14 protein-coding genes are annotated in these 12,650 nt (G+C 58.8%); 8 read left to right on the top strand and 6 right to left on the bottom strand.

What is annotated here, in order from left to right; genetic code table 11:
* The first annotated feature begins 141 nt into the window (after positions 1–141).
* Genes C4S63_RS15360 through C4S63_RS15370 form a run of 3 tightly spaced genes read left to right on the top strand, consistent with a single transcriptional unit; the run spans position 142 to position 1,993 of the window.
* On the top strand, positions 142–1,113 hold the full coding sequence (locus C4S63_RS15360; protein WP_063509679.1) for a polyprenyl synthetase family protein: 972 nt from the start codon (positions 142–144) through the stop codon (positions 1,111–1,113).
* Positions 1,114–1,127: 14 nt separating this feature from the next.
* Positions 1,128–1,709: a YajG family lipoprotein gene (locus C4S63_RS15365; protein ID WP_103918125.1), complete on the top strand. Its 582-nt coding sequence runs from the start codon at positions 1,128–1,130 to the stop codon at positions 1,707–1,709.
* Positions 1,709–1,993, top strand: coding sequence for a SelT/SelW/SelH family protein (locus C4S63_RS15370; protein ID WP_103918126.1), 285 nt, complete (start codon positions 1,709–1,711; stop codon positions 1,991–1,993). The genes C4S63_RS15365 and C4S63_RS15370 overlap by 1 nt, the downstream gene beginning before the upstream one ends.
* Positions 1,994–2,289: 296 nt before the next feature.
* Here the strand turns inward: C4S63_RS15370 and C4S63_RS15375 are convergent, their stop codons facing one another.
* From C4S63_RS15375 to C4S63_RS15385, 3 genes are all read right to left on the bottom strand, one after another.
* Entirely contained in the window at positions 2,290–2,484 is a 195-nt protein-coding gene (locus C4S63_RS15375; protein ID WP_103918127.1) for a CPXCG motif-containing cysteine-rich protein, read from the bottom strand.
* 2 nt (positions 2,485–2,486) lie between these two features.
* Entirely contained in the window at positions 2,487–2,891 is a 405-nt protein-coding gene (locus C4S63_RS15380) for an HIT domain-containing protein (protein WP_103918128.1), read from the bottom strand.
* 140 nt (positions 2,892–3,031) lie between these two features.
* Positions 3,032–4,045, bottom strand: coding sequence for an AraC family transcriptional regulator (locus C4S63_RS15385; protein WP_063509677.1), 1,014 nt, complete (start codon positions 4,043–4,045; stop codon positions 3,032–3,034).
* 122 nt (positions 4,046–4,167) lie between these two features.
* On the opposite strand from C4S63_RS15385, the gene C4S63_RS15390 reads away from it, so the two are divergent.
* Positions 4,168–5,004 (top strand): NAD(P)-dependent oxidoreductase, encoded by an 837-nt coding sequence (locus C4S63_RS15390; protein WP_103918129.1) that lies wholly within the window; start codon positions 4,168–4,170, stop codon positions 5,002–5,004.
* 166 nt (positions 5,005–5,170) lie between these two features.
* Entirely contained in the window at positions 5,171–5,359 is a 189-nt protein-coding gene (locus C4S63_RS15395) for a hypothetical protein (RefSeq protein ID WP_103918130.1), read from the top strand.
* 94 nt (positions 5,360–5,453) lie between these two features.
* Here C4S63_RS15395 and C4S63_RS15400 read toward each other — a convergent pair whose 3' ends face one another.
* A complete protein-coding gene (locus C4S63_RS15400; RefSeq protein WP_062817624.1) occupies positions 5,454–5,834 on the bottom strand; it encodes a hypothetical protein in 381 nt (126 codons plus the stop codon).
* A 256-nt stretch (positions 5,835–6,090) separates the two neighbouring features.
* Here C4S63_RS15400 and C4S63_RS15405 point away from each other — a divergent pair, with 256 nt between their 5' ends.
* Both C4S63_RS15405 and C4S63_RS15410 read left to right on the top strand, forming a co-directional pair.
* Complete coding sequence (locus C4S63_RS15405; RefSeq protein WP_062817625.1) at positions 6,091–6,519, top strand: phasin family protein; 429 nt, start codon at positions 6,091–6,093, stop codon at positions 6,517–6,519.
* A gap of 225 nt (positions 6,520–6,744) precedes the next feature.
* Positions 6,745–8,076: an AarF/ABC1/UbiB kinase family protein gene (locus tag C4S63_RS15410; RefSeq protein ID WP_103918131.1), complete on the top strand. Its 1,332-nt coding sequence runs from the start codon at positions 6,745–6,747 to the stop codon at positions 8,074–8,076.
* 47 nt (positions 8,077–8,123) lie between these two features.
* Here C4S63_RS15410 and C4S63_RS15415 read toward each other — a convergent pair whose 3' ends face one another.
* Positions 8,124–8,675 carry a porin family protein gene (locus C4S63_RS15415; RefSeq protein ID WP_062817627.1) on the bottom strand — a complete coding sequence of 184 codons (552 nt, stop codon included), beginning with the start codon at positions 8,673–8,675 and terminating at the stop codon, positions 8,124–8,126.
* A 145-nt stretch (positions 8,676–8,820) separates the two neighbouring features.
* Here C4S63_RS15415 and C4S63_RS15420 point away from each other — a divergent pair, with 145 nt between their 5' ends.
* Positions 8,821–11,241, top strand: coding sequence for a hybrid sensor histidine kinase/response regulator (locus C4S63_RS15420; protein WP_103918132.1), 2,421 nt, complete (start codon positions 8,821–8,823; stop codon positions 11,239–11,241).
* 10 nt (positions 11,242–11,251) lie between these two features.
* Here C4S63_RS15420 and C4S63_RS15425 read toward each other — a convergent pair whose 3' ends face one another.
* Positions 11,252–12,607 carry a VWA domain-containing protein gene (locus C4S63_RS15425; RefSeq protein WP_103918133.1) on the bottom strand — a complete coding sequence of 452 codons (1,356 nt, stop codon included), beginning with the start codon at positions 12,605–12,607 and terminating at the stop codon, positions 11,252–11,254.
* Positions 12,608–12,650: the final 43 nt, after the last annotated feature.

Genomic DNA, 12,650 nt, shown 5'->3' on the forward strand with positions numbered 1-12,650 from the left:
TACGTGAAACACCGCCCCTGAACAAGCCCTGATTCCGCCTCGTGCCGCCGTCTTCACGGGGAATGGGCTTTCCTTGACTAGCTGCCAGCCACTGCTAGCATTGCCCGCTGTTGCGCCCACCTTCTGTCTGGACACAAGTGCATGGATTTCAAGGCCATTTATGCTGTCGTCGAAGATGACTTCGCGGCGGTGAACCAGTTTATCAACCACCACCTGGATTCCAATGTCCCGCTGATCCGTGAGGTGGGTGACTATATCGTCCAGTCCGGTGGCAAGCGCCTGCGCCCGCTGGTTTCCATCCTCTGTGCCCGGGCCTCCGGTTACCACGGTGAGCGCCATGTGGACGTGGCTGCCATTATCGAATTCCTGCACACCGCCACCCTGCTCCACGACGACGTGGTGGACGAATCCAACCTGCGTCGCGGCCGGCCCACGGTCAATGCGGTGTGGGGCAATGCGGCCAGCGTCCTGGTGGGCGATTTCCTGATTTCACGGGCCCTGCAACTGATGGTGGCACTCAAACACCCGCGCCTGCTGGATATCTTCTCCCAGAGCACCAACACCATTTCCGAAGGTGAAGTGCTGCAGCTGATCAATGTGCGCGACCCGAATACCAGTGAAGACAACTATATGCGGGTAATCCACCACAAGACGGCCAAGATGTTCGAATCCGCGGCAGAAACCGGTGCCGTGCTGGGAGCCGATGACAACACCGACTTCGTAGAGGCCTTCGCCACCTACGGCCGCCATCTGGGCATTGCCTTCCAGCTGATCGACGATGTGCTGGACTATCAGGGTGAAGCCAGCGAGCTGGGCAAGAACGTGGGCGACGACCTGGCCGAGGGCAAACCCACCCTGCCGCTGATTTACACCATCGCCAATGGCAGTCCGGAGCAGGCCAAGCTGATCAAGGACGCCATCCGTAACGGGGGCCTGGATCATCTGCAGCATATTATTGAAACCGTTCAGGCCAGCGGTGGTCTTCAATATACGGTGGACAAGGCCGCCGAGCATACGCGCCTGGCCCTGGACGCCATCGCTGCGGTGCCGGCCTCCCCCTACAAGGAGACCCTGTTCACCCTGGCAGAAGAATCCCTGAAGCGGACTTATTGATACAAGGAGCCACCATGTTTCGTGCTGTGCTAGTGCTTGCCCTGACCGCCACTTTCGCCGGCTGCGCCCTCAGCCCGCAGGTGATTGATGTCAAACCGGTTGCCGACGTGGACGCCACCAACATTGGCCGTAACCAGCCCGTACAGGTTCTGGCCGTGGACTCCCGTGACCAGGAAGCGTTTGGCACCCGCGGCGGCGTCTACAAGGATACCGCCCTGGTGCGTCCCGCCAATGACGTGAAGAGCGCCATTGAAGACGCGGTGAAAAAGGGCCTGCAAACCCAGGGTTTCAACGCGTTCAATCCCGACGATGACGCGACCCGCCTGGAAGTGCGTCTGGAGCAGCTAGACTACGTGCCCGAGGAAGGGTCGGTGATCAATCAGGTCACCCTGACGCTGACCCTGCTGGCCGAGGCCAGTCGTGGCGATGTGATCCACACTGGCACCTACAAAAGCAGTGTGGAACACGACCTGCCGCTGACCCCGTCGGCAAGCCGTAACCAGCAGATGGTCAACGACATCCTCAGTGGCGCCATCAACCGTCTGCTCAAAGACCCGGAGATGCTGTCCTTCCTGGCGGGTAACGACACACCCTGATGCCTGGCAACCGGGTCGCCATTCACTACTGCAGCCAGTGCAACTGGCTGCTCCGTAGTGCCTGGTACGCGCAGGAATTGCTGACCACCTTCAGCGACGAGCTGGACGAAGTGGCCCTGCAACCGGGGACCGGTGGTGTCTTTCAGATCGAGGCCAATGGCCAGCGAATCTGGGAACGCAAGAGCGACGGCGGTTTTCCGGAAATCACCGAGCTGAAGCGACGGGTGCGGGATGTGGTGTGCCCGGAACGGGAGTTGGGGCACATTGATCGCCAGGGCTCCTGATACCCCCCCTACAATCGCACTGCAGGAGCGTCGCTGGCGGCGCGATAACCGGCGCAGTGAAAAACTTTCTACAACGCTGCTGTAGGAGCTCCTCTCGAGGGGCGAACCGAGCGTAGCGAGGCAGGCCATGGAACCTGTCAAGCCCTGCTACTCCTGACCGCCCGCGGGCAATTTCCACGTTGACGCGTGGTTCGCTCCTCGAGAGGAGCTCCTACAGCGACTTCGAAACAGCTCGGGACAACATGAACTTGGCTATCGCGCCGCGAGCGGCATCGAGCCAATCGCAAAGAGGCGAGCTACTCATTCTCCGGCCGCACTTCTACCTGCGGCTCTTCGCTGTCGAATGGCACTGCCACAGTAAATAGCAACGGCTGGCAACACACCTGACAGTCTTCCACGTACTCCTGCTCTGCCACCGACGTATCAATCAACACCTCGATGGGCTCCCAGCAATGGGGGCATTGCACGGTTACCGGTACCAGGCCCGCCATGGCTACACGGCCCCCGTCAACGCCACTTTTTCCAGCCACTCCGGACTCTCGCCCTCTGCCCAGGGCTCGGGCTGCCCCTGCCCCCAGACCGGGCCAGGCCAGCAGGGGTCCCCCTCGAAGCGGGCAATGATGTGGATGTGCAATTGCGGCACCAGGTTTCCCAAGGCGCCGATATTGATCTTGTCCGCCCGGGTCACCCGCTCCAGCTCCGCCGCCAGGCCATTGACCTGTTGCAGCAGCGCCTGCTGGTCCGCCATGGGCAGGTGATGCCATTCGCGCAGCCCGTCGCGTTTGGGCACCACGATCAGCCAGGGAAAGCGCCGGTCATTCATCCAGCGCAGCCAGCAAAGATCCGTTTCGCCAAGGGGCCGGGTATCAGCGGCAAGGCGCGGGTGGAGTGTGGCCATGGTGTCTCCTCAAATAACAGAACATCGGAGCGATGTGACGAGCTACGGGTGTCTAAATTCAAAACCGGACTGCCTTTCGCTCCTCGTACCTCGCTTCTCACAACGGACCGTCAACGGTTGCCCCGCATCATGGGGCCCTATTATCGATAATCTGAAGGACTTCGCAGCGTCCAGCGTCGAAACGCCCGGGCAAAGTTGGAGGCATCGGAATAGCCCAGACTCATGGCGATTTCGTCGACTGTCTTGTCTGTCTGGGTGAGGTATTCCACCGCCAGGCCTTTGCGCAGCCCATCCAGCACTTCCTGGTAACTGGTACCCAATTGCTGCAACTTGCGCTTGAGGGTGCGCGACGACATGTGCAGCTCACCGGCCACCTCCTCGACGCCGGGGAAACGGCCACCCCCGCCCAGAATGATCCGCCGAACCTGTCCAAGCAGGGCTGGCGGTGCCTTGATGGAGGCCATCTCCTGTTCACATTGATCCGCAGCCATGCGTGCCAGACGCGGGTCGGCAAATTGCAGTTCATAGTCCAGGCGCTCAACCGGAAAACGCATCTGGTTGTAGGCACAATCGAAATACACCGGCACCGGCATCACCGGCCGCATGCGCGCAAAGTACTCGGGCTCCGGGTAGGTAAAGCGCAACTCACCGATAATCTCCATATCCGGCAACAGCTTCTGGCCCATGAAGTGAAAACTGGCGAACAGGCTTTCCATCATTACCGGCGCCAACCCACCCAGCGCCAGCAACTCATCGATCTGCATCACCGCCATGTCGCCATCGGTGAAAATATCCAGCTGCACCAGGGTGCTGCGTGTACGGAAGTATTTCACCGCCAGCTCCATGGCCTCGCCGAGGGTGGCGCTGCTCATGGCGGCATACCCCAGAAACCCATGGGAGGAAATCGTCATGGCGGCGCCCAGCTCCCAGCCCAACCAGGGCTCACCGCTAAGCTGGATACCGCGCATCACCACCCGTTCAAAATCCTGGGCGGTTACCCGTGCCTTGGGGTCCCGCCAGCAGCCAGGCTCAATGTCAGTGCCGGACAGCAATACCTCATTGGCAATGCCCCGTCTGGACATTACCTCCAGAAAAAGGGCCAGGTATTCGGCGGAGACCGAGTACTCCGCAGGGTCCATTTTTAGTATTGTCATGGCTATATCCAGCTTGTGCCGCGCATGGCCCCAAATGACCGAAAAAAGCAACCATAACGTTACGTCTCGCCGCTGACAAGTAACTCTCGTTCACTTGTCAGCGCCAACTCCGGGAGAGCCCCATGTCCACTGACAACCTCAAAGACAAAACCCTGTTCATTACCGGTGCCAGCCGCGGCATCGGCAAGGCCATCGCCCTGCGCGCAGCCCGTGACGGTGCCAACATCGTTCTGTTCGCCAAAACCACCGAGCCGCATCCGAAACTGCCCGGCACCATCTATACCGCGGCCGAGGAAATTCGCGAGGCAGGCGGCTCCGCCTTGCCCTGTGTGGGCGACATTCGTTACGAGGAACAGCTGCAGGCCGCCGTGGACAAGGCCGTGGAAACCTTTGGCGGCATTGATATTCTGATTAACAACGCCAGCGCCATCTCCCTCACTGGCACCGAAGCCACCACCATGAAGTCCTACGACCTGATGCACCAGATCAACAGTCGCGGCACTTTCATGGCCAGCAAGCTGTGCCTGCCCCACCTGAAGAAAGCGGCCAACCCGCACATTCTCAACCTGGCCCCACCACTGAACATGGCGCCCCACTGGTTTGGCCGCCATGTGGCCTACACCATGGCCAAGTACGGCATGAGCCTGTGCGTACTGGGCATGGCCGACGAATATGCCGGCAAAGTGGCCATCAATGCCCTGTGGCCCAAAACCGTCATCAACACTGCCGCCGTACAGAACCAGCTCGGCGGCGCCCCCACCGTCAAGGCCGCCCGCCAGCCGTCCATCATGGCCGATGCCGCCTGGACCATCCTCACACAGCCAGTGGACGCGGCCAGTGGGCGCTTCTTTATTGATGAGGACGTGTTGCGCAGCGCCGGCGTCAACGACCTCAGTGGCTATCGGGTGGACCCGGATCTGGATGACGACAAGTTGCTGCCGGATTTCTTTCTGGATTGACGGAAAAGCAGGTTACCAAAATTGTCACATGCTGCCGGGCTTCGCCCATTGCGCAGTGACTTTCCCCGTTTACATAACGTAAGCCACTGAACAAAAACAATAAAAATATTTTCACAACACTGGCACGGTTCTCGCTTTAGTTGTTTCAAGCAAGAGAGAACGTGCCATGAGCAAGATTCTGAGATTACAAAAGCTGCGCCCGAAGACGGCATTGGAGAACCTGAACCGGCTCACCGGCCTGGATTTCCAGAGCTTGCCGGAGTCCCTGGTGAACCATGACGACACCGCTCGCCAGGAACAGGACTCGTTCGAGCCCAGCCCCCACTTTCCGCAGCGCGTCGGCCGCCAGGGCTGACGCGTCTATTTTTCCCGCCCGATTTTTCTACCGGGACAGACGCCCCAAACATGTCAGCCACGGCTGCCGGATGGATCGCTCCTTTCCTGCCGGGTCAGTAATTCGAGATCAGTTTGTCGGAGGTCTTGAGGGCCGCGCCGCGACGCTGCATGAACAACTCTTCCACCACATGGGTCATGGCCGGCTCGCTCAACCGCAAGGAAATTTGCACCTGCTCCACGTCTGCAGTCAGCTTCAACCGTATACTGCCGGACAGCAATGCACTGCCTTCCCCGCCCACATCCGCAGTGTCCACCAACACGGCCCGATCGGTCTTATTGTCCAGGTAGCGAACCACCAACTGCACCTTCCCCGCCGCCCCTGCAATCCGGACCCAGGAGGCCACGTTGAATTCCGCTTCCCACTGGCGGGCACGAGCCGGTCGGCCATCTGCCCAGATACGCGAAGGCACTTTGGCAATGAATTTTTCTATCATTATGTTCTCTCTAGCCGGTACAGTCTTTTTAGCCAGTGTACGCATGAGCATAAATCACGACCATGCGGGGTTTGGCTTACTGACTTTGACGGATATCACATCCTGACGCTTCAATGCTCACCGCTCCATGTCCAATTGTTGGACAGTTAGCCGCCCTCTCCTTTCCCTGAATCCTTACTCTTTATCCCACGCAGCGCACATTACCGCTGCAACAAATTTTGTTTTCACACCGGACAACGTAAAGGAACCATTAATCATGGGCGAGCTGAAAGATCTCCGCGAACAAAGCGAATCTCTGGTAAACCGTGCCAAAGAACTGGCCAACAAGCTGTATCTGGCTGGCCTGGGCGCTTATGACAAGGCCGAGGAAGGTTCTGAAGAGCTGCTGAGCAAGTACGTGGAAGCCGGCACCGAAGCGTTTGGCGAAGACGCTGAAGGCAAGCCCAAGGCTCTGCTGGCCAGCCGCGGCGCCCTGCTGGCTGCCCGTCAGCTGCTCGATACCGCGCCGGAAAAGCGCCAGGCCCTCTACGAGAAACTGGTTGAAGCCGGCAAGAAAGAGCGCGGCGAGAAAGCCGAAGAAACCAACGAATTCGTGCTGGCCGGCCTGGGTGCTGTTGCCTCTGCACGCGAAGAAGGCGAGAAACTGTTCAATGAACTGGTTTCTGCCGGGGAAAAACGTAGCTGATTCTGTTTCCCTGATTCTGTTGTACTCTCCTTTGGGGCCTGATTTGGGCCCCTTTCTTTTGCCCGTCATTTACTCGAACTTCACTTTCTCCCCCTCTCTTTCTGGCATCATCCCACCATGTACAGCCCGCCGGACAAGCGCTAGAGTCTGGTAGCGTCCGCTGATTTGCTCAGCGCATGCCGAGAATGCTTCTCCAAAACATCGCTCGCGCCACCCGAGGACACCATGGCTGACGACCGCCGTCGCAAACGCCCCACCACCGCCACCGGCCGACTGTTCCGGCTGACCGGCATGACCACGTCCATTGCCACCCGGGTGGCCGGTCATCAGGTCAAGGGGTGGTTCCAGTCGGACATGGCCAAAGCCGCAGACCGGGAAAAACTGCTCCAGCATATCGGCCGGGAAGTCGCCGCGACCCTCGGAGAGATGAAAGGCGCGGTGATGAAAGTGGGGCAGATTGCCTCGCAGATGCAGGACATTCTCCCCCGGGAGATCAGCGATCAGCTCAAGGTGCTGCAGAATGCCTCGGCACCCATGCCTTTCCACGTAATCCGTCGTCAACTCGAGCGGGAGCTGGGAAAACCACTGGATACGCTGTTTGCCGATTTTGAGGAAACCCCTTTCGCAGCGGCGTCCATCGGCCAGGTTCACCGGGCCACCACCCATGATGGCAAGGATGTGGTGGTCAAGGTTCAGTATCCGGCGGTCAAGGAATCCATTGATTCGGACATGAAACATCTGCGCCGGATCCTGCGTCTGGGCAGCCTGCTGAAAGTGGATGAAGCGGCTCTGGACGCGGTGTTCAAGGAAATCCGCAACCAGCTCCACGAGGAACTGGACTACCACCAGGAAGCGGGCAACCTGAAACATTTCCAGGCATTCCACAAAGACCAGCCGTGGCTGGTGATCCCGCAGGTTTTCGAGGATCTGTCCAGCGAGAAGGTGCTGACCCTGAGCCAGGAAACCGGCATTGCCCTGGATCAGGTGGATGACGATCACGGCTTCGATCAGGCGACCCGGAACCTGCTTGGCGAGCGCCTTTTCGATGCCCTGGGCCAGCAAATTTTCCAGTTACGGGCGGTTCACTGCGATCCACATCCCGGCAATTTTGCCTTTCGCCCGGACGGCACCATCGTGATCTATGATTTCGGCGCGGTAAAACGCTTGCCGCCCCAGGATGCCGACCTGTTGCGCAAGATCGTACGCAGCGCCCTGAATGAACAATGGGAGCAGCTGGACGAACTCTTGCTGGAACTGGGAGCCCGCAAGAAAGACACCCAGGTCAACGGGCAATTTTATGCCACCTGGATCGCCTTGCTGTTACGGGCCTTCGATGACAAACCCTACGACTTTGGCCGCTCGGAACTGCACACCGACATACTTCGACAGGTGAAACGCACGCCACTGGAGCAAATGCTGAAATTCCAACCTTCCTCCCGGAGCCTGTTAATAGAGAGAGTGGTCAGCGGGCACTACTGGACCATGATGAAACTTGGCGTCAACACCGCTTTCCGCCCCAATCTGGAAAAAGCTCTGGATCTGTCCCGGGAAGGTTGAAGATGCGGGCACCGGATGGTGCCCGCAGGCGGGTCAATCCGCGCAACCTAAAAAGCGGAACGCAAGCCTACGCTGACCCCGGAAATTTCTTCTTCATCGGTATCCACATAGCGCATGTATTCCAGGTTCGCGCCCAGGGTATCGGTCAGATTGAAATCCAGCCCGGCACCCCAGGACTCATCCTCAAAGGTTTCCGTTTCGCTGAAGGAATAATCCACTCCCGCCACGGTGCCGCTGGCCGAGACCTCTCCTTTTACCTTGCTGTAGCCGCCGATCACATAGGGACGCAGCGTGTCACCCACTGGTGCACCCAGCTTCACATAGCCGCCATACAGATGATCCATTTCGAAGTCGACGATGCCACGGGAGTCCTTGTCGAACCCCATGCCACCCCGGGCTTCCAGGGCAAGAAAGTCGGTAAAATCAAAGCCGGCACGGATGGTGGCGGCATCAATTTTCAGGGTATCGCTGTCAATTTCCTCGTTGTCATACTGGATCTGGCTATAGTTACCACCGATGTAGGGGCCAGCAGCAAAGGCGCCGGAGGCCGCCACCAGGGAACAGGACATGACCAGAACATTACGTATCATCACTTTCATACATATCTCCTTTTCCGTTTAATCACCATTTTGGAGATGCTGTCCGACGCACGGTTCCGGGCAATACGGTAAAGTCTGTAAAATACCTTCAAAACAAGACACGCCGCATCCGGATAACAGCAATAACAGTAAAACAGGATCGGGAATGACAAAGGGAACCGTCACCACAGGGCGACTGGCTGCGTTTATCTGCGCTCTGTTTCTGTCATTGAACAGCGACGCTCTCACGCTGGCGGATGACCGCGACAGCTATGAAGCCGCCGCAGGCATGCAATGGCTCGGCGACGAAGATCACTCCTTGAGCCCGGCGCTTGCCTTGCAGGCATTACTTGGCGGGAAAGGGCAGAAGCTGGATAGTCCTTATCCTTCATTGGGCTTTCGCGAGGGATACCAGTGGTTTCTTATTCCCGTGAAAAACAACAGCACGCTGCCCTACTGGTTTCTGAGGGTGGGACGTCCCCATCTGGACTACCTGGATATCTACGTCTTCGATAAAGACGGCAACCGGATCAAGCATGCCCGCATGGGCGACAGAGTGCCCTTTCACAGCCGGGAACTGCCCCATTATCACCTGGTGACGCCTCTGACCCTGCCCGCTGACAGCGAGCATTACCTGCTGTTACGGGCCCAGGGCAATAACGTGATTGAGCTGCCTGCCACCCTGATGACGCCAGCAGCCTTTAACGCCCATGACAACAAAATTTCTGTTTTTTACGGCCTCTATTTTGGCGCCATTGTCGCCATGTGCCTCTTCAATCTCTTGATCTTCCTCTCGATCCGGGACCCCAGTTATCTGCTTTATGTGCTTTACCTCGGCACCTTTGGTCTTAACCTGTTTACCCGGGAAGGGCTGAGTTACCAATGGCTGTGGCCTGATGCCACCCTGTGGAATCATTACTCCCTGCCGGTTTTGAATCTGGTCACACTGGCGTTTTCCATGCTGTTTGCCAGCCAGTTCCTGGAGTTGAAAAAACGGGCCCCGCGAATTCACCGGGTATTGTTCTCTAGCGCGATGGTGCTGCTGGCGCTGACCCCGCTGACGTTGCTTAACTTTCATTTCTCCATCCAGGCCACCACCGCCATTGTGCTGCCCTGGCCTTTTATTGCCATTGCCCTTTCCCTGTGGCTGATCATCAAGGGTTACAGCCCGGCGCGTTATTTCCTGCTCGCTTTTACTGCCGTCGCCTGCGCCACCGTGCTCTACATATTGAAGACCTTCCAGCTACTGGAGGGAGGATGGCTGCTGGAAAATGCCATGCAGCTGGGCACCTTTACCGAAGCGGTACTGCTGTCTTTCGCTCTGGCTCACAGGATGACGGTACTGAAAAGTGAGAATGCCCGCATTCAACGGGAAGCCAACGAGGTCCTGGAGCAACGCGTGGATGAACGCACCCGGGAACTGAACCGTGCGCTGAGTGCCCGTAGCGAATTCCTGGCTGTCATGAGCCACGAAATTCGCACGCCGCTCAACGGCATCATTGGTACCGTGGATATGCTCAAGGGCACCCCGCTGGATCAGGACCAGAAGCACAACCTGAACGTCATCGAGCAATCCGGTAACAGCCTGCTCAACCTGATCAACGACATTCTCGATTACTCCCGCATCGAAGCAGGCAAGATGCCCATCGAGCAGACCAGCTTCAACCTGGCGGATGTGGTTGACGAGTCCCTCGCCCTGTTTCAACACAAGGCCCATGTACACTCCAATACCTTGCAGACCGAGCTCGACGCCAATTTGGGAGAACGCTGCCTGGGTGATCCGGTCCGGTTACGGCAGATTCTGGTAAACCTGATCGGCAATGCAGTGAAGTTCACCAGTAACGGCATCATCACTGTCAGCGCTGCGCGGGATGAACACAATCCGGATTATGTCTATTTCGAAGTCTCGGATTCCGGTATCGGCATTGCCCCTGAGCAACTCAACAACCTGTTTGATCATTTCCACCAGGGCGATAGCTCCACCAGTCGACGCTATGGCGGGACGGGTCTTGGGCTGGCAATTTGCCGACAACTGGTAGAAATCATGGGAGGCGAGATTGGTGTCTTCAGCCGCCAGCATCAGGGATCCCGGTTCTGGTTTCGTCTGCCTTTGCCCGGCACCCAAAAAGACAGCGGCTACCTGCCACAAAACGACGACAACGACGTGCCCGGCCTTTCCGGTGGACGGCTCCTGATCGTCGATGACAACCATATTAACCTGATGGTGGCCGAGGGGTTGTGTCAGAAACTGGGCTACGAGACCGAAGTGGCGGAAAGTGGCATGGAAGCGATTGCGGTACTGATGTCTGCCAGCCAGTCGTTCGATCTGATTCTAATGGACTGCGAAATGCCGGACATGGATGGATTCGAAACCGCCCGCGCCATTATCAAGCTGCAACAGGAAGGCCGGCTACCCTGGACCCCGATTGTCGCGCTTACCGCCCACGCGGTTCCCGACAAGATCCATGCCTGTCACGATGCCGGCATGGTCGCCCACCTGGCCAAGCCCATCAACAAGGCGCGCCTGCAGGCCACGCTGAAACAGGTACTGCGCGATCCGGGCAAGGGGTCACGCGGTAGCGTCTGACGTCGGACGTTTAATCCAACGCCCCCAGCAGACTGTCCACCACCCGTTCCAGATCGTTGAGGGTGGCGCACTGACGGGCCAGGCGGCAGTGGGGTAAATAGCGGTCCATCACCGCATCACCGCTGTTCCAGCGGCTCCGGGATTCCGGATTCAACCACCACACCTGTTTGACCCGACGACGGATCGCCTGCAACGTTTCGGCACCGTCCGGCAGGTAGTTGTTGCGGGCATCACCGAGAATGATCACCGTGGTGTGGGCATCCAGCTCCCTTTCACAGCGGGCCTGAAACGCCCGGAACATTTCCGCATAGTCGGTACCGCTGCCGGACAGCCGATCCAGCACCTGACCCACTGCCACCTCGGGTGAGTAACGGGCAAAGTCCTCGGTGATTTCATCAAACCGCGAGGCAAACGCAAAACTGCGCACCCGTGGCAGCACATCGTTCATGGCGTAGAGAAACTGCAGCAGAAAGCGAGCCGCATCGCTGACCGAGCTGGACACATCACAGATCACCATGACCCGGGTCTTGCGGGGCGGGCGACGTCGCCAGAACAGTTTCGCCGGCACGCCATCATGGCGAATGCTCGCCACCATGGTGCGACGGGCATCGAGCATGCCCCGGCGACTGGTTTTGGTGCGTCGCTGGTGCAGGCTCGCCAGTCGCCGGGCCATCTTGCGCACCAGTGCCTGCACGTCACGAAATTCACGCAGGTCCCGGAATGGCACTGCCCTCAGGGTCTGCTCTCGAAGTGCTCGCCCTTTACCCGCCCCATGCAGCAGAAACTGACGGCGCACCTGAGCGGCCGCCTGTTCCCGAACCCGGGTTCGCCAGTGCCGCAGCTGTTCCGCCCTGGCCTGCTGGGCCGGGCTGCCCTGATCCAGCTGCAATACCCGGTCATCCACCGCTCCCATGCCCATATTCATGAGCAAGCGACGGGTATAGATCCCCTGCTGGGTAATCACTTCCATTTGCGTGAAGTCCATCTCGGCAGCAGCTTCTGCCATCCGCTGCTGCAGCTGCTCGGGAGTGCTGGCCAGCAAGGCTTCTGCCTGTTGCGCCTCAGGCGTCTGTGCGGAAGCCGGGTCAGCCTGGGCTGCCGGGGACGGCATGGACGAGGCAGAATCCTGCGGGGAGTCAGAACGAGGGTCTTCCGCCTCGAAAAAGCGGGCAAAGGTTTCTTCGAACGCGGACCGGTCCTGCTGTTGTTTGACCAGCGTCAGGGCCAGAGCGTCATGAAAACGCTGGCGCTGCGCATAGCCCACCAGCGCCGCCGCATCCATGGCCTGGCTGGCCTCATCCGGGGAAATGCGCAGCCCAGCCCCGCGCAAGGCTTGAACAAACTCGGACAAGCGACGAGTTGGCATCGGCAACCCCTAGTGGTCCATGGGGAAAGTGCGGAAAGCGTTC

This window comes from Alcanivorax sp. DSM 26293, assembly GCF_900107995.1.
Classification (GTDB): Bacteria; Pseudomonadota; Gammaproteobacteria; order Pseudomonadales; family Alcanivoracaceae; genus Alcanivorax.

Coding starts and splice junctions, on each gene's coding strand:
- C4S63_RS15360 (WP_063509679.1), top strand. CDS start 142: ATGGATTTCAAGGCCATTTATGCTGTCGTCGAAGATGACTTCGCGGCG.
- C4S63_RS15365 (WP_103918125.1), top strand. CDS start 1,128: ATGTTTCGTGCTGTGCTAGTGCTTGCCCTGACCGCCACTTTCGCCGGC.
- C4S63_RS15370 (WP_103918126.1), top strand. CDS start 1,709: ATGCCTGGCAACCGGGTCGCCATTCACTACTGCAGCCAGTGCAACTGG.
- C4S63_RS15375 (WP_103918127.1), bottom strand. CDS start 2,484: ATGGCGGGCCTGGTACCGGTAACCGTGCAATGCCCCCATTGCTGGGAG.
- C4S63_RS15380 (WP_103918128.1), bottom strand. CDS start 2,891: ATGGCCACACTCCACCCGCGCCTTGCCGCTGATACCCGGCCCCTTGGC.
- C4S63_RS15385 (WP_063509677.1), bottom strand. CDS start 4,045: ATGACAATACTAAAAATGGACCCTGCGGAGTACTCGGTCTCCGCCGAA.
- C4S63_RS15390 (WP_103918129.1), top strand. CDS start 4,168: ATGTCCACTGACAACCTCAAAGACAAAACCCTGTTCATTACCGGTGCC.
- C4S63_RS15395 (WP_103918130.1), top strand. CDS start 5,171: ATGAGCAAGATTCTGAGATTACAAAAGCTGCGCCCGAAGACGGCATTG.
- C4S63_RS15400 (WP_062817624.1), bottom strand. CDS start 5,834: ATGATAGAAAAATTCATTGCCAAAGTGCCTTCGCGTATCTGGGCAGAT.
- C4S63_RS15405 (WP_062817625.1), top strand. CDS start 6,091: ATGGGCGAGCTGAAAGATCTCCGCGAACAAAGCGAATCTCTGGTAAAC.
- C4S63_RS15410 (WP_103918131.1), top strand. CDS start 6,745: ATGGCTGACGACCGCCGTCGCAAACGCCCCACCACCGCCACCGGCCGA.
- C4S63_RS15415 (WP_062817627.1), bottom strand. CDS start 8,675: ATGAAAGTGATGATACGTAATGTTCTGGTCATGTCCTGTTCCCTGGTG.
- C4S63_RS15420 (WP_103918132.1), top strand. CDS start 8,821: ATGACAAAGGGAACCGTCACCACAGGGCGACTGGCTGCGTTTATCTGC.
- C4S63_RS15425 (WP_103918133.1), bottom strand. CDS start 12,607: ATGCCAACTCGTCGCTTGTCCGAGTTTGTTCAAGCCTTGCGCGGGGCT.